General features: G+C 66.1%; 18 protein-coding genes. 6 read left to right on the top strand and 12 right to left on the bottom strand.

Going from position 1 to position 15,465, the window contains the following annotated elements; all coding sequences use genetic code 11:
* The first annotated feature begins 8 nt into the window (after positions 1-8).
* Together ACQR1F_RS20460 and ACQR1F_RS20465 are read left to right on the top strand one after the other, a co-directional pair.
* Positions 9-1,658, top strand: a complete 1,650-nt coding sequence (locus ACQR1F_RS20460) for a hypothetical protein (protein ID WP_315803335.1) — start codon at positions 9-11, stop codon at positions 1,656-1,658.
* 54 nt (positions 1,659-1,712) lie between these two features.
* Positions 1,713-2,150, top strand: a complete 438-nt coding sequence (locus tag ACQR1F_RS20465; protein WP_434913732.1) for a DUF5413 family protein — start codon at positions 1,713-1,715, stop codon at positions 2,148-2,150.
* Positions 2,151-2,178: 28 nt separating this feature from the next.
* Here the strand turns inward: ACQR1F_RS20465 and ACQR1F_RS20470 are convergent, their stop codons facing one another.
* Together ACQR1F_RS20470 and ACQR1F_RS20475 are read right to left on the bottom strand one after the other, a co-directional pair.
* The gene (locus tag ACQR1F_RS20470; protein ID WP_315803337.1) at positions 2,179-2,427 is read right to left on the bottom strand and encodes a GCG_CRPN prefix-to-repeats domain-containing protein; all 249 of its coding nucleotides are present in this window, start codon (positions 2,425-2,427) and stop codon (positions 2,179-2,181) included.
* 32 nt (positions 2,428-2,459) lie between these two features.
* On the bottom strand, positions 2,460-2,705 hold the full coding sequence (locus ACQR1F_RS20475) for a hypothetical protein (RefSeq protein WP_316177639.1): 246 nt from the start codon (positions 2,703-2,705) through the stop codon (positions 2,460-2,462).
* Between the two features lie 260 nt (positions 2,706-2,965).
* Here ACQR1F_RS20475 and ACQR1F_RS20480 point away from each other — a divergent pair, with 260 nt between their 5' ends.
* Together ACQR1F_RS20480 and ACQR1F_RS20485 are read left to right on the top strand one after the other, a co-directional pair.
* Positions 2,966-3,925 (top strand): helix-turn-helix transcriptional regulator, encoded by a 960-nt coding sequence (locus tag ACQR1F_RS20480; protein WP_315803339.1) that lies wholly within the window; start codon positions 2,966-2,968, stop codon positions 3,923-3,925.
* A 63-nt stretch (positions 3,926-3,988) separates the two neighbouring features.
* Positions 3,989-4,540, top strand: a complete 552-nt coding sequence (locus ACQR1F_RS20485; RefSeq protein WP_315803496.1) for a DUF4112 domain-containing protein — start codon at positions 3,989-3,991, stop codon at positions 4,538-4,540.
* Between the two features lie 100 nt (positions 4,541-4,640).
* Here the strand turns inward: ACQR1F_RS20485 and ACQR1F_RS20490 are convergent, their stop codons facing one another.
* The 3 genes from ACQR1F_RS20490 to msrA all read right to left on the bottom strand — a co-directional run bounded on the left by ACQR1F_RS20490 (position 4,641) and on the right by msrA (position 6,513).
* Positions 4,641-4,925, bottom strand: a complete 285-nt coding sequence (locus tag ACQR1F_RS20490; protein WP_315733902.1) for a hypothetical protein — start codon at positions 4,923-4,925, stop codon at positions 4,641-4,643.
* Between the two features lie 396 nt (positions 4,926-5,321).
* Complete coding sequence (gene msrB / locus ACQR1F_RS20495; protein ID WP_315803340.1) at positions 5,322-5,732, bottom strand: peptide-methionine (R)-S-oxide reductase MsrB; 411 nt, start codon at positions 5,730-5,732, stop codon at positions 5,322-5,324.
* 70 nt (positions 5,733-5,802) lie between these two features.
* Positions 5,803-6,513 (bottom strand): peptide-methionine (S)-S-oxide reductase MsrA, encoded by a 711-nt coding sequence (gene msrA, locus ACQR1F_RS20500; protein WP_434863808.1) that lies wholly within the window; start codon positions 6,511-6,513, stop codon positions 5,803-5,805.
* 1,031 nt (positions 6,514-7,544) lie between these two features.
* Here msrA and ACQR1F_RS20505 point away from each other — a divergent pair.
* Together ACQR1F_RS20505 and ACQR1F_RS20510 are read left to right on the top strand one after the other, a co-directional pair.
* Entirely contained in the window at positions 7,545-7,802 is a 258-nt protein-coding gene (locus ACQR1F_RS20505) for a hypothetical protein (protein WP_316237571.1), read from the top strand.
* 158 nt (positions 7,803-7,960) lie between these two features.
* Positions 7,961-8,212, top strand: a complete 252-nt coding sequence (locus tag ACQR1F_RS20510; protein ID WP_434892789.1) for a hypothetical protein — start codon at positions 7,961-7,963, stop codon at positions 8,210-8,212.
* Positions 8,213-8,222: 10 nt separating this feature from the next.
* Here ACQR1F_RS20510 and ppk2 read toward each other — a convergent pair whose 3' ends face one another.
* The 7 genes from ppk2 to napE all read right to left on the bottom strand — a co-directional run bounded on the left by ppk2 (position 8,223) and on the right by napE (position 15,097).
* Positions 8,223-9,377: a polyphosphate kinase 2 gene (ppk2, locus tag ACQR1F_RS20515; RefSeq protein ID WP_434873884.1), complete on the bottom strand. Its 1,155-nt coding sequence runs from the start codon at positions 9,375-9,377 to the stop codon at positions 8,223-8,225.
* Between the two features lie 146 nt (positions 9,378-9,523).
* The gene (locus tag ACQR1F_RS20520; RefSeq protein WP_315803345.1) at positions 9,524-10,633 is read right to left on the bottom strand and encodes an ATP-dependent DNA helicase; all 1,110 of its coding nucleotides are present in this window, start codon (positions 10,631-10,633) and stop codon (positions 9,524-9,526) included.
* Positions 10,634-10,919: 286 nt separating this feature from the next.
* Entirely contained in the window at positions 10,920-11,582 is a 663-nt protein-coding gene (locus ACQR1F_RS20525; protein WP_434913733.1) for a NapC/NirT family cytochrome c, read from the bottom strand.
* Positions 11,579-12,049, bottom strand: a complete 471-nt coding sequence (locus ACQR1F_RS20530; protein WP_315803347.1) for a nitrate reductase cytochrome c-type subunit — start codon at positions 12,047-12,049, stop codon at positions 11,579-11,581. Before ACQR1F_RS20530 ends, ACQR1F_RS20525 begins: the two co-directional genes overlap by 4 nt.
* Before the next feature lie 5 nt (positions 12,050-12,054).
* Positions 12,055-14,559 (bottom strand): nitrate reductase catalytic subunit NapA, encoded by a 2,505-nt coding sequence (gene napA, locus ACQR1F_RS20535; protein WP_316182350.1) that lies wholly within the window; start codon positions 14,557-14,559, stop codon positions 12,055-12,057.
* A gap of 15 nt (positions 14,560-14,574) precedes the next feature.
* Entirely contained in the window at positions 14,575-14,895 is a 321-nt protein-coding gene (locus tag ACQR1F_RS20540; protein WP_316182352.1) for a chaperone NapD, read from the bottom strand.
* Between the two features lie 16 nt (positions 14,896-14,911).
* Positions 14,912-15,097, bottom strand: coding sequence for a periplasmic nitrate reductase, NapE protein (gene napE / locus ACQR1F_RS20545; protein ID WP_315803350.1), 186 nt, complete (start codon positions 15,095-15,097; stop codon positions 14,912-14,914).
* Positions 15,098-15,465: the final 368 nt, after the last annotated feature.

The following is a 15,465-nucleotide window of genomic DNA, read 5'->3' on the forward strand; positions in this document are numbered from 1 at the left end:
GAGTTGATATGGCCGACTACTACCCGCTGATAGCCCGTGCCATTGCCGGATTGGACCCCAACGCTCCCGGGGAAAGCCGGCGTGCGCTTTACGAGCGGGCGCGGGCGGCGTTGATCGCGCAGCTGCGCAGCGTCCAGCCGCCGCTCAGCGAGTCCGAGATCACGCGCGAGCGGCTGTCGCTCGAGGAGGCCGTGCGCAAGGTCGAGGCGGAAGCAGCCCAGCGTGCCCGCGAGGCGCAGCGGGCGTCCAGTGGCGCCGCTCGCCCAGGTGATGCGCTCCGACGGGCCGGTGCGCGGAGTTCGGATGCTCCGGCCCCCCCCTCGGCTCAGCCCACTCCGACTCCAGACCAGGCCGCCACGGCCGCCCCCCGGCCGCGACCGGCGGCCCCGGCTGCTGCCCGGGCCGACCGGCCGCCGCTCGCCGGCGAGACGGCCGAGCTGCGTCCGGCGCGCAATCAGCGACCGGAAGCGCCGCCGGCTGCGGCTGGCGCACCAGCCGTGCCACCGCGGCCCCAGCCGCCTCAAACGCCTCCACAGGATGGGGCGGCGCCTCCCGTGCGCGAACGTCCGGCTGCCGCTCGCCGCGGTGCTCAGGACAACGGCAATCCGGCAACGCCGCCCGCCATGCGCGGCTTCCGCGACATCACCGCTGATGTCGACGATCTCGGCAAGGCCACCGCTCAGGCCAACCGCGCGGCGCGCAAGACCTACGCCAACGTTCCGGCCACCGATCTCGACCGGCTCGAGGGCGACGACGATGACCGGCCGCCGCTGCCCGAAGCGCCGTACTCCTATGACGAGTCGGTCCAGGAGGCCGAGCGCTACGCGCTGCCGGCCACCTCGACCCGTCAGCGTGGCGCCGCTCCGGATCGCGAGGGCAAGAAGAAGTCGGAGCGCAGCGGCTCGACCTTTCCGTTCAAGGCCGCCATCGCCGCCGGGATCGTGCTGATCCTGATCGGCGCCGGAATTCTGTGGGGCCGGCCGCTGGTCGGCATGGTCAACGGCCTGTTCAAATCTTCCTCGACGGTCGAGGCGCCGAAGGACACCGGCGCGCCGCTGAGCAAGCCGAAGATCACCGACCGCGTCGGGCAGTCGCCGTCCTCGGACCAGATCGCGCCGGTCGCGCAGCGCGTCGTGCTGTACGACGAGGATCCGTCCGATCCGAAGGGCAAGCAATATATCGGCTCGGTCGTCTGGCGCACCGAGCAGATCAAGGCGACGGCCACGCAGAAGGCCGACATCGCGGTGCGCGCCGACATCGAGATTCCCGATCGCAAGTTCAAGATGACGATGTCGTTCCGCCGCAACACCGATACGTCGCTGCCGGCGAGCCACACCGCCGAGCTCACTTTCATCCTGCCGCAGGATTTCAACGGCGGCGGCGTCGGCAACGTGCCGGGCATCCTGATGAAGTCCAACGAACAGTCGCGCGGAACGCCGCTGGCGGGCCTCGCGGTCAAGGTCACCGACGGCTTCTTCCTGGTCGGCCTGTCCAACGTCGATGCCGATCGCGCCCGCAACGTGCAGCTCCTCAAGGAGCGCTCCTGGTTCGACGTTCCCTTGGTCTACACCAATCAGCGCCGGGCGATCATCGCGATCGAGAAGGGCGCCCCGGGCGAGCGCGCCTTCAACGACGCTTTCGCGCTGTGGGGTGACTGAGGAATCAGCACGGGCTTGGCCCGGTCGGCGGGCCGGTGAGGCAGGAGATTGGGCATGAAGCGATATCTCATCTTCGTTGCCGTAGGCCCGGCGCTGGGCGGCTTCGCGCTGCTCCTGGTCACGACCTACATGTCCGGCTATTGGACCAACACCAATCCGGGCGAAGTGGCCAAGCTGTTCAAGGTCTTCGTCACCTCGCTGCAATACAGCTATCTGTTCGGCTTCCTGCCGGCGCTGATGATGTGCGCGATCGACGACATCCTGTTCCACGTCAGGCGCATCGGGCCGACGTTGCGGATGCTGCTGGTGGGAGGCATCGCCTTCCTGCTCGCGGCCTTCAACTACGCCTCGCACGGCTCCGAATACGGCATCATCCAGTGGATTCTGTACGGGCTGGTCGGCTTCATCCCGGCGACGGTGTCATCGTGGCTGGTGCACAGATTCGTCGAGGAGCCGCAGCCGGCGGTCGCCACCGAGCCGCCGACTGCGTAAGCAAGCTGAACACACGAGCAGCTCGGCCCTACCTGCCGTTGCCGCGGCAGCGGCCGCCGGGGCCGATGTGAAACCCGCGTGGGCAGGCGTGCGCCGCCGGATTGGCATAGTTGCGCAGGCATCCGCCATACGGACCGCGGTGCCAGCCGGGGCCGCAGCCGCCGGCGACCTGGATCACCTCCGGCTTGGATCCGGCGTCGATCGAAGCCAGCGGCATCGCAGATGCGCCGACGGTCAGAATTCCCAACAGGAGGGTGCTGGTGAGGATGGTTCGCATCGATGGTCTCCCTGGTTTGATTTGCGAATTGGTCAGCCGCCCGCCGCGAACGCGATGCCGGCACGCACCTCGGTGATGGCCTGATCGATCAGCCCCAGCGCGCGTTCGCGATGGCCGCCCTTGTTCGGTGTCGCCTGAGCCAGCTCGGCTCGCGCCGATTGCAGCATGGTGACGGTCGCGGTCATGTGCGGCTGCGCGCCGAGCGCGTAGCCGATCCCGATGCAACCCGCGAGGGCGGCGCCGAGGCCGAGCTTGCGGGCCGCGGAAGACATGGTCATTTCAATCTCTCCTCGGACTCATGGCTGTTCGACTTGGAGGATGCAGGCCGCAACGCATGTCGGCGTGCGTCCATCCGCATCGCTAGTTGAACCCGTTGCCGCTGTCTTGGACTCATCGGCATGAACGGTCGCGCGACTTGGACTGATCGGCGCTCCCGATCCGTCCTGATGAGCTTTGCCGACTTCAGCGGCCGTTCATCCCGCCGCTGCCACATTGATCGCGTTGCTTCGGAAATTCCTTTGCCTCGGATCTGATTTCGATGACCATCGTCAGGAAAATGCTGTCGACCGACATGCTGCCGAAAGGGCTCGACGACAGGCAGCGCTTCTTGTGCTTTGCGGAATTGTTCGAGCACTTCTCCAACACGGGCGAGCTCGATCCGGCCGAGGACGTGCCGTTTCGCGCCGTAATGAACGCCATCCACATCGGCACCACCCTGCTCGGGCGCTGCGACGGCACCTTCACCCGTGTCAGGCGCGAACGGCGCCAGGTGCTCGCGACCAACGACGACCGCTATTGCCTGGCGCGCAACGCCGGCAGTCGCGAGGCGATGGTCGTTCATCGCGGACGCGAGTTCGCTCTGCGGCCGGGGGCGATGGTGCTGCTCAAGCTCGATGAGCCGTTCTTCAGCGCCGATGGCGCCAATCACAAGCGCTTCGTCAACGTGCATCTGCCGATGATGACGCTGCGCTCGATGGTCTCCGGTGTCGATGACCTGGTCGGGCGCGAATTGGCGCCCGGCGGCGCGCTGTCGCTCGCGATGGACTACAGCGAATTGCTGCTCGCCCATCCCGCCGCGGCCGACGAAGCCGGCCCGGCGATCGCGCAGCATCTGCTCGATCTGGTGGCGCTCGGGCTCGGTGTCCGCGGCGACGCGATGCGCAAGGCCGGCCGCGGCGGCCTGCGCAGCGTTCGCCTGGCGGGGCTGCTGACCATTCTGAACAGCCGCTTTGCCGAGCCGGATTTTTCGGCGCAGAAGCTTGCGGCCGCGGCGGGCCTGTCCGAGCGCTACGTCAATGACCTGCTGCACGAGGCCGGCGCCGGCTTCTCGGCCCGGCTGAACGAGCTGCGCCTGCGCAAGGCCATGGACCTGCTGGCCGGTGGCGGACGCCGCATCAGCGATATCGCGTTTGCCTGCGGCTTCAACGACCTGTCCTATTTCAACCGCTGCTTCCGGCGCCGCTTCGGGCTGACGCCGACCGGCGCACGGGGCCGCTAGGCGAGACAAGGCGGCGGTTCGACGCAACTTGTGCCGGGCCCCGCGCGTTGCCATCTCATGGGTATGCAAGACCAGATGTCCACCTCGCCCCGCCGCGCATCGGGACGCGCCTCGCAGGCGCGCTTCAACGCCGATGAGGCGCGCGGACCGATCATCGACCAGGACGGACGAGAGATCCCGCAAGGGGCGTTCCGGTCCTCGTTCAATGGCGCCTTCGTCGGCCCGGATGGCGTGCGGTTCGATTTCAACACCGCCAATCCGTTCGGCAACCTGACCCGCGAGCAGCGCATCGCGCGGCTCGAGGCGGTGGCGAAGCTGCTCGACGTCGCCTTCGTCTTGCCCGGCACCAACATCCGCTACGGCATCGACGGCATCATCGGCCTCATCCCGGTGGTCGGCGACCTCATCGCGACCGCGCTGTCGCTGTGGCTGGTGCGCGAGGCCCGGGCGCTGGGCGCGCCCTGGCACGTCATCACGCGGATGCTGGGCAATGTCGCGGTCGAGGGCGTGATCGGCATGGTGCCGGTGGCGGGCGACGCCTTCGACGTGCTGTTCCGCGCCAACATGCGCAACGCCAAGATCCTGCGGCGGTGGCTGGATACCCAGCCGCGCTGACGTGCGACGGGACCGGGGCAACAAACGGACAAACAGACCCCCATAAAAAAACTGCCCCGCACGAGGCGGGGCAGGGTATCGAAGAATGCTCTGGCAGCCGTCAGGCCGCATCGGCGTCCGGCGCCTTGTCGACCACGCGGCGCGGCAGCGGAAACGCCTCGCTCTCATACAGGGTGCGGATGCCGTTCTGGTCGAACCGGGCCTCCTCGACCTGCAGGTAGGCGCCATTCAGCGAATCCGCAGGCAACTCCTCCATGGCGAAGCGCACGGCTTCGGCCGCGGTGCCGAACCGCCGATAGGCGAAACCCGCCCGCTTCTTCTTGCGGATGGCGGCGGGAAACAGTTCGGCAGAGGTGTTGAAGTTGAACGGACGCAGTGGACGCATGGTCTGAGACCTCTTCTTGTCGGCTGGAAGCGCTGACGCGAGCTTTCAAAACATTCAGCTTGGCAATGACGCCAGCGATTGCGGGGGTGGAGGGCGGGATTTGCCGCTCCAGGCGGCCCGGCCCTGCATAGTCAGTTACGACCCCTAATATAGGCCGATTTGGCAGAAATGCGAATCCTGCACGCTCACATCGTAAATCCGGCCCGCTGTGGGCCGCCTTGAAACATGCTGTCTTTTCAGTAGCTTAATTGATCCGCAACTTGTGAATGCAGGAGAGCCCGATCTGCACGGCTAAAATCTCACCCCTTGTGGCCGGTTTTGGCCGCCCGCGCCTCGCCCGCCGCAAGCCAGCGGCCCCGAGTACCGTCGATGACGGGACCGGGGCCGGGCGTGCCATCAGCGCGGTTTCAGCTTCAGCGCCGCCGAGTTGATGCAATAGCGCAGGCCGGTCGGCCCCGGGCCGTCGGGAAAGACGTGGCCGAGATGGCCCGAGCATTTCGAGCACAGCACCTCGGTGCGAACCATGCCATGGGTCGTGTCGGTCTCCTCGTCAACGTGGCTCTCCGTCGCCGGCCGGGTGAAGCTCGGCCAGCCGCAGCCGGAATCAAACTTGGCGTCGGACTCGAACAGGGTCTGGCCGCAGCCGGCGCAGACATAGGTCCCGGCGCGGTGCTCATGCTCATACTCGCCCGAGAAGGGGCGCTCGGTCGCCTTCTCGCGCAGCACGGCGTACTGCATCGGCGTCAGCTCCTTGCGCCATTCCGCCTCGCTCTTGACGACCTTGTTGTTCGTCTTGGTGTCGCTCATCCTGTGGTCCTCCAGGCGGACCCGTATGGTCCGCCCCTGTCATGGCGCTGGTCGGGCCGAACGCGACGCCTCAGTTCGTCGCCTTGGCGTCCCGGACCAGCGTCGGCTTGTCGATGTAGTTCTCGGCGAAGATCTTCTTCAGATTGTCGATCTTCGGCAGGTCGTTATAGGCGATATAGGGTTGGCTGGGGTGCAGCGTCAGGTAGTCCTGGTGGTAGTCCTCGGCCGGATAGAACGCCTCGAGCTTGCCGATCTTGGTGACGATCGGCTTGCCGAACACCTTGGCCTTGTCGAGCTGCGCGATGTAGGCCTCGGCGACCTTCTTCTGCGCCTCCGAGGTGGTGAAGATCGCCGAGCGATATTGCGTTCCGCTGTCCGGGCCCTGGCGGTTCAACTGGGTCGGATCGTGCACCACCGAGAAGAAGATCTGCAGGATCTTGCCGTAGGAGATCTTTTTCGGATCGTATTTGATCTGGACCGATTCCGCGTGGCCGGTGGTGCCGCTCGACACCGTGCGGTAGTCGGCCGTGGCCTTGGTGCCGCCCGCATAGCCGGAGACCGCGCTGACCACGCCCGCGGTGTGCTGGTAGACGCCCTGGACGCCCCAGAAGCAGCCGCCGGCGACCACAGCGGTTTCCAGTCCGTCGGAGGCCGGCTGGTCCTGGGCCGGCGGCGGGATCACAACGGCCTGCTCGGCGGCATGCAGCGGCTGCCAGGCCAGGATGCCGGCCATCGCACCGAGCACGGCTGTCTTGACGAAAAGGGAGCGGGTGAGGCGCATCTTCGGATCCTCGTGAGGGGTGGCTTGTCTCGTCTCGCCGGCCGGAAACACTGGCCCGGTCCGGCCTCTGCTGCAAGATACGTCGGTGCCCGGCCCGCGTTACGGGGGACGTGACACGACTGCGTGAACAGGCGGGGGGCGGCGGCACGAGCGCAATCGCCCAATGGGTGCCGGGGACGACGCTGGGAGTTGTGGCGAGACCGTTCCAGGCATGACGATGTGGTCTCGCGGCCCGAATTGCCCGAGGGATGCCGGTTCATCGGCCCTCCGAAGTGGAGGGCGCAGGGAAGGCCGGACCTCGACTGAGGCCCGTGGCCCGCCTGCTTAAAAAAATGCAGGCGGCAGGTACCACAGGTTCAGCCGGACAGATCCGGCCCTCCCTGCGCGATGGTTTTAACGCTTATACGTGCTCTCCTCGGGGACCGGCTGTCTTGCCCCCGTCGCCGGCGGATCATCACCGCCAGCTTGGCCTCAGCGTCGGGAGGCCAGGACCACACGCTTTCGCCGTCCGCGCCATGCCGTTCGTCGGCAGGTCCAGGACCCGCTGCAACATGCCGCGTCCATCGCATTCCGCTGCCAACGTCCGTGACGATCGCGATACGTCCCCTGCCGTGCAACGAAACGCAGGCATGATAAGTCTGATTTGGGCAGAGCGCGAAATGATTTATGTTTTTCAGAAGGCCTTGACAGCTTTTGTCGCCGCCGGCCGATTTGCCCGACGGGCTGCAGGGCGGTGCTGCGCGCCGTCGATCCTGCATCGTCGGCAGCTATCAAATTCGCGACGACGGGGGGGAGGTCATCGGATGCGCGCCATCTCGTCCGCGAACTCACGATACGTCACGCTTCGTCGATCCTCGAATGATGATGTGGTTCAGGTCTCGCGGTCGTGATCCCGGCAAGGCGACGACGCCGCGAATATTTCGTTTCCTCTGCGGTCAATACAGAGGCGGTCGCGCCTCGCTGATGACGGCTCTGACCAGAGCATCAATCGCGTGCGTGGTCTCCGCATCCTGAGAACCTGGAGAACAATCATGACTTCCTGGAAATCAAAGGCGGCAGCCTTGCTGCTGTCGATGGCCACTGTTGCGCCAGCATCGGCGCAGGGCTGGTTTTTCGGCGAGCAGGAGCCCGGGGCGTTTCAGGCGATGTATCCCGATCGCGACGTGCTCAACGGCGGCGCGCTGACTCCGGCGGGGAAAATGGGCATGGAGCGCGCCTCCGGCGCGGTGCTCGTGTTTCCGCCGCGGGCCCGCCTCAGCCCGTATGATCGGCTGCCGCTGCGGCGGTGACGCGTCGGACCGTCGGTAGGAACGATCCTTCGCCAGCTCTGAGACATGAGCGCGCTCACGAAGGGTTACCGGCTCGCGCAGTCGTGATAGGGGGGCAGCCTTCGCCCGCCTACATGATCGCAAGCGTGAATTGATGCACCACAGAGGGAAGACCGATCATGATCATATTCAGGAGCCTGGCGGCAGCTCTGCTGATGTCGACGCTGGCGGTGAGCGCGGCATCGGCGCAATTCTCCGAGCCGGCGGCCTATGAGGCCATGCATCCCGAACGCGACGTGCTCAATGGCGGCACGCTGACGCCGGCGGCACAGGCGGAGTTGGCCCGTCGCGGCGCGCCGGGCCTTCCGAATGCCAATGCAGCGATGCGGCCGGCCTATATGGCGAGGCCGCACCGGCGTCATCGGCGCTGAGCGGGGTGGCTCAGCTCGCGTGCTCCTCGCGCTCGTGGATCACGCTGGCGCGGCCGACGATGAGGTCGTCGACCTGGCCGATGCGCGAGACGTCCTTGCCGGCATAGGGCAGCGAATGCAGCACGCAGCGCATCGCGTTCAGCCGCGCACGCTTCTTGTCGTCTGACTTGATCACGGTCCACGGGCAGTCGGCGGTGTCGGTGGAGAAGAACATCGCCTCCTTCGCGCGGGTGTAGTCGTCCCATTTGTCGAGCGACGCGGTGTCGATCGGCGACAGCTTCCACTGCTTCAGCGGATGCGCCTCGCGCTCCTTGAAGCGGCGGCGCTGCTCGTCGCGGCTGACCGAGAACCAGAACTTGATGAGGTGGATGCCGCTGCGCACGAGGTTGCGCTCGAACTCCGGCACCTGGCGCAGGAACTCGTCGTACTCGACCTGAGAGCAGAAGCCCATCACGCGCTCGACGCCGGAGCGGTTGTACCAGGAGCGGTCGAACAGCACGATTTCGCCCGCGGTCGGCAGATGCTCGACATAGCGCTGGAAGTACCACTGGCCGCGCTCGACGTCGCTCGGCTTGTCCAGCGCCACCACGCGGGCGCCGCGCGGATTGAGATGCTCCATGAAGCGCTTGATGGTGCCGCCCTTGCCGGCGGCGTCGCGGCCTTCGAACAGCAGCACCAGGCGCTGGCGCGCATCCTTCATCCAGTTCTGCAGCTTCAACAGCTCGGTCTGCAGGATGAATTTCTGCTCCTCATAGTCCTTGCGGTACATGCGGAATTTGTAGGGGTAGCCGCCCTGGCGCCAATTGTCGGCGAGCTCGTCGGAGGTGTGGCGCTTGTCGGGCTTGGCCTTGCCCTCGATCAGCGCCTTCATCAGCCTGGCATCGTCCGGCGCGGCGCCGTCCAGCATCGCCCGGACCGGCGCGGAGTTGGGGTCGAGGGCCGGCGGGCCGTTGAGCACGGTCTCGAACGCCGACAGCTCGGTGATCTGCGCGGCCTGCATCGATTCGTCCACAAGCGACTGACCGATCGGATCGAGCTTGGCTGCGGACTGCCGGCGCGCGACACGCGCCGTGGCGCTCGCGCGCTTGCTGCGCTGACCGTTGGAAGCCTTGTCTTTCGTCGACTTGCCTTTGGTCTTGCCTTTCGTGGTGTTGGACTTTGCCATACGATCCCGCCGCCTGCTGCTGGTTTAACAGAGATGTGAATCGATCTTTATCCGCCAAGGACCCTGCGTCAGGTTGACGTGGATCAACCTGCCGCAGGTGGGTACCAGCGAGGCGAGCAAAATCGTCTCGCGCGGTAAAGCCGGCGTTACACCACGATCGACAGCCGCTTCGCGGCGCGGGTGATGCCGGTGTAGAGCCAGCGGGCGCGGCTTTCCTGGAAGGCAAAGCTCTCGTCGAACAGCACGACGTCGTCCCATTGCGAGCCCTGCGACTTGTGCACGGTCAGCACGTAGCCGTAGTCGAACTCGTCATAGGGCTTGCGCTGCTCCCACGGGATGTCCTCGATGCCGCCGGCGAAGCATTCGCCGCGCACCGAGACTTTCGTGACCTTGCGTCCGAGATCCTCGTCGGGCGCGACCCGCATGGTGACGATCTTGGACTTCGAGGTCGCGCGCGACTTCACCCGCCACAGCCCGCCATTGAACAGGCCCTTCTTACGGTTGTTGCGCAGGCAGACCAGCTTGTCGCCGGCGACAGGGAGCGCGTCCTCGATGTCGAGGCGCTGCCGGAAGCGGTTGTTGTAGGCGCGTCGGGTGGCGTTGCGGCCGACCAGCACCTGGTCGGCCTCCATGACGCGGGACGGATCGAGCTCGCGGCGCTCGACCACCTCGCTCTCGCCGTAGCGGCCGACGTCGAGCGTGTTGCCCTCGCGCACGTCCATCGACATCCGCACGATCGGATCGTCCTTGGCCTGGCGGTGCACCTCGGTCAGCATCACGTCCGGCTCGCTGTCGGTGAAGAAGCCGCCCCCCTTGACCGGCGGCAGCTGCGCGGGATCGCCGAGCACCAGCAGCGGGCAGTCGAAGGACAGCAGGTCGCGGCCGAGATCGGCGTCGACCATCGAGCATTCGTCGATGATGATCAGCTTGGCCTTGGAGGCCGGCGCGTCGTCCCACAATTCGAAGTTCGGCTGCTCCTCGCCGGTTTCTTGCGCGCGATAGATCAGCGAATGGATGGTGGAGGCGTTGTCGCAGCCCTTGCTGCGCATCACCAGCGCCGCCTTGCCGGTGAAGGCCGCGAACTTGACCTCGCCGTCGACGCCCTCGGCGATGTGGCGGGCCAGCGTGGTCTTGCCGGTTCCGGCATAGCCGAACAGCCGGAACACTTGTGGCGTGCCGCTCTGGCCGGGCTTGGCCTTCAGCCAATCGCCGACGGCCTTCAGCGCGGAATCCTGATGCGGGGAGAAGGTGGTCATGGCTCACAGGGATGGAGCCGCGCGGCGACTCGGGGACATTCCGTGAACCTAAGGGCTGATGCGGGGAGATCAAGCGCTAGCTAAGGCAGGGGTGCCTCGCTTCAGAGAATGGAGGCCGAAAGCGTGCGGCGCGTACGGTGTGCTCCCTCCCCCCTTGTGGGGGAGGGTTGGGGAGGGGGGCTCCGGGCGACACCGCCCGTGTGGGCCCCCTCCCCAACCCCTCCCCACAAGGGGGAGGGGAGCCGACTGCGCGCGCGGCGACGGCTCGGCCATTCAGAGAAGTCGACTACTGCCAGCCCGGCACGCCCCGCATGTCCGGCAGGTGGTGCGCGATGCCCTTGTGGCAGTCGATGCAGGTCTTTTCGCCGGTGAACAGGAAGCGTTGATGCGCTTCGACGGCGCGCGGCGACTGCTTGGTGATGTCCATCGACTGGGAGCTGTGGCAGTTGCGGCATTCGAGCGAGTCGTTCGCCTTGAACCGCGCCCACTCATGCAAGGCGAGCTCCAGTCTGCGGTCGGTGAACTTCTCGCGGGTGTTGATCGAGCCGAACAGATGGCCCCAGACCTCCTTGGAGGCCTGCATCTTGCGCGCGATCTTGTCGGTCCAGTTGTGCGGCACGTGGCAGTCCGGGCAACTGGCGCGCACGCCGGAGCGGTTTGAGAAGTGAACGGTCGACTTCAGCTCGGCGAACACGTTGTCTTTCATCTCGTGACAGCTGGTGCAGAACTTCTCGGTGTTGGTGATCTCGAGCGCGGTGTTGAAGCCGCCCCAGAAGATGACGCCGGCGAGGAAGCCGGCGAGCACCAGCACGCCGAGCCCGAACACGGAGCTCGGCTTCAGCAGCACGTCGATGAGGTCGAGAATGAACTGCCAGGCGCGGCCGGCAAGGCCGAGCCGCTTCTCGGGGACGGGCGCCTTGGCGCCCTGCGGGATGTCGGCGCTGCTCATCGCTTGCCATCCGGCTTGCCGTGCGCCAGCAGCGTGTCGATGTCGACGAAGTCGTTGCTGACAGGCGGATTGGCGACACTCTGCGGCACGTGGCACTGGGTGCAGAAGTAGCGGCGCGGCGACACCGACGCCAGGAACTGGCCGTCGCGGTCCATGAAGTGGGTGATCGACAGCATCGGCGCCTTCGACTCCGCGATGCGAGCACGGGCATGGCAGGACAGGCATTTGTTGCCCTGCATGTCGACCTGATAGCCGTCGATCGAATGCGGGATCACCGGCGGCTGCTCCGGATAGTTGCGCACCTCTTTCTCGGCGGTGTTCTTCGTCGGCTGCATCGGCGGCGCCGGGCCTTCGTCATTGAGCGGCGTGGGGCCGCGCAGCGACGAGGAGACGCTCTGGGCGAGCAGGGCGCTCGAGCCGGCCGCAAGGCTGGCCGCGAGCAGCATCATGGCAAGTCTCTTGATCATGATCGTCACACCCGCTCGATGCGCACGGCGCATTTCTTGTAATCGGTCTGCAGCGAGATCGGGTCGGTGGCGTCGAGCGTCACCTTGTTGATCAGCTTGGACTCGTCGAACCACGGCACGAAGACGAGCCCGCGCGGCGGCTTGTCGCGGCCGCGGGTCTCGACGCGGGCGCGGATGAAGCCGCGCCGCGAGGCGACCTTGACCTCGTCGCCGCGCCTCAGGTTCGCGGCCTCGGCATCGTCCGGATGCATGAAGCAGACGGCTTCGGGGAACGCCTTGTAGAGCTCGGGCACGCGGCGCGTCATCGTGCCGGAATGCCAGTGCTCGACCACGCGTCCGGTCGACAGCCAGAACGGATAGTCCTTGTCCGGCGATTCCGCCGGCGGCTCGTAGGGCAGGGCGAAGATGCGCGCCTTGCCGTCCGGGAAGCCGTAGAACTGCACGCCGGTGCCGGACTTGACGTAAGGGTCGGAGCCCTCGCGGAAACGCCAGCGCGTCTCCTTGCCGTCGACGACAGGCCAGCGCAGGCCGCGCTCTTTGTGATAGGCCTCGAACGGCGCCAGGTCATGGCCGTGGCCGCGGCCGAACGAGGCGTATTCCTCGAACAGGCCCTTGTGGACGTAGAAGCCGAACGCCTTGGATTCGTCATTGGCATAGCCCGGCTCGATCTGGTCGACCGGGAATTTGTCGACCTGGCCGTTCCTGTAGAGCACGTCGAACAGCGTCTTGCCGCGAACCTCCGGCTTCTTGGCGATCAGCTCCTCGGGCCAGACCTCTTCGATCTTGAAGCGCTTGGAGAACTCCATCAGCTGCCAGAGGTCGGAGCGCGCCTCGCCCGGCGCCGAGACGAGCTGGTGCCAGAACTGGGTGCGGCGCTCGGCATTGCCATAGGCGCCTTCCTTCTCCACCCACATCGCCGTCGGCAGAATGAGATCGGCGGCGAGCGCGGTCACCGACGGATAGGCGTCGGAGACGACGATGAAATTGTCGGGGTTGCGGAAGCCCGGATAGGTCTCTTCGTTCGCGTTGGGGCCGGCCTGCAAATTGTTGTTGACCTGCACCCAATAGGCGTTGAGCAGGCCGTCCTTCAGCATCCGGCTCTGCAGCACCGCGTGATAGCCCGGCTTGTCCGGGATCGTACCTTCCGGCAGCTGCCAGATGTGCTCGGCCTTGGCGCGGTGCTCCTTGTTGGTGACCACCATGTCGGCGGGCAAACGGTGCGAGAAGGTGCCGACCTCGCGCGCGGTGCCGCAGGCCGAGGGCTGCCCGGTCAGTGAGAACGGGCTGTTGCCGGCCTCGGCGATTTTGCCGGTCAGAAGATGGATGTTGTAGACGAGGTTGTTGCACCAGACGCCGCGGGTGTGCTGGTTGAAGCCCATGGTCCAGAACGAGACCACCTTGGTCTTCGGATCGGCATAGAGCTCGGCGAGCGCCTGCAGCCGGTTCAACGGCACGCCGGACATCTCGGCGGCCTTCTCCAGCGTGTAGTCCGAGACGAACTTCGCATACTCGTCGAACGAGATGTCGGTGGCGTCGTTCGGGTTGGCGGCGCCCTTGGCCTTCTTCTGCAGCGGATGCTCCGGCCGCAGGCCATAGCCGATGTCGGTCTGGCCCTTCTTGAACACCGTGTGCGCCTGGACGAAGTCCTTGTTGACGCGGCCTGTCGTGATGATGTGGTTGGCGATGGCGTTGAGGATGTAGAGGTCGGTCTGCGGCTTGAACACCATGCCGATATCGGCGAGGTCGAACGAGCGGTGCTCGAAGGTCGAGAGCACGGCGACCTTGACATGCGGCGTCGACAGTCTCCGATCGGTCACGCGGGTCCACAGGATTGGATGCATCTCCGCCATGTTGGAGCCCCACAGCACGAACGCGTCCGTGGCCTCGATGTCATCGTAGCAGCCGGGCGGCTCGTCGATGCCGAAGGTGCGCATCATGCCGGCCACGGCCGACGCCATGCAGTGCCGCGCATTGGGATCGATGTTGTTGGAGCGGAAGCCGGCCTTGAACAGCTTGGAGGCCGCATAGCCTTCCCAAATCGTCCACTGGCCCGAGCCGAACATGCCGACGCCGGAGGGCCCGCGCTTCTTCAGCGCCTCCTTGTACTTCTGCGCCATGATGTCGAAGGCTTCGTCCCACGTGACCGGCGTGAACTCGCCGTTCTTGTCGTACTTGCCGTTGGTCTTGCGCAGCATCGGGTGCGTCAGGCGATCATGGCCGTACATGATCTTGGACAGGAAATAGCCCTTGACGCAGTTCAGGCCGCGATTCACCTCGGCCTTGATGTCGCCATGGGTGGCGACGACGCGGTTGTCCTTGGTCGCGACCATCACGCTGCAGCCGGTGCCGCAGAAGCGGCAGGCGGCCTTGTCCCATTTCAGCTCGCTCTGCTCGCGCTCGGTGACGAGGTTCGCCGCGAGCGAGGCGCTCGGCATGCCGGCGGCGGCCGCGGCAATCGCGGCGGCTTCCAGCTTCAGCATCTGGCGGCGATCGATCTTCATGTCGGTCATTGGAGTCTCGTGTGATTAGCCGGCGTCGATGGCGTGGAAGACGAGGCAGGCGGAGTGCACGTGCGGCAGCAGTCCGATCCGGTTCATGGTGGCGCCGAGCGCGCCGGCATCGGGCGCATCGACGACGACGATCAGCTTGCCTCTGATGTCGCGGCCGTGGATCTCGCAGCCGGACAGCGCGAGGATGTCGGCTTCGACGCGGTCGAGCTGCTCGGGCCGGGTCTGCACGATGATGCTGGCGATCTCGCCCTTGGCTGGTGCGACGACGGGATCGGCGGTGAGGACGCGGCCGGTGATCAGCGCGCGCCGGTCGAGGGAGGTGCGGTGTGAGAGCACGGCGGGGTCCTTCCGATCAGTGCGCCGCGGGCGGCCCGGGCGGTCCGGCCATCATCTGGTAGACCCACACCGTGAGTCCGTAGGAGCCGACGGTGGCGACCGCGAGCGCAGGCATCAGCACGGCAGTGAGAAACAGGAAGGCAAAAATTTCCATGCGTCTGCGACGCGCACGCGCGTTCGCATCGCCGCCAACGAGCGACATGAGAGAATTCTCGGCTAGGGGGAGGTTCAGGAGGGGTTGCGGCATCCGGGCCGCGCCTATTCCAACGTTAAGCAAGGAAGCCTTGCCAAAGGCTTGACCTGGATCAAGCGGCGGACCGCGGGGACAATTGGTCGCGGATCGGCGAGCATGCCGGTGCGATCGTGGTTGATGGTCTGTGAAGACCCGTGATCGCGTTGTCGATCGTGAGAAATTCTCGCTGCTTTGCACGGGCGTCTCGATACGAACATCCCTTCGCCGTGTGACGAAACAGGACCGGCATCGCTATTTTTCCGGGGTGCTCGACACGCGTTTCGCCCGCCACCATCATCCCTTGCATCGCATCAATGCGGATGCGCAAGGGTCGGAGA

The organism is Bradyrhizobium sp. HKCCYLS3013 (genome assembly GCF_051167615.1).
In the GTDB taxonomy this organism is placed as follows: domain Bacteria; phylum Pseudomonadota; class Alphaproteobacteria; order Rhizobiales; family Xanthobacteraceae; genus Bradyrhizobium.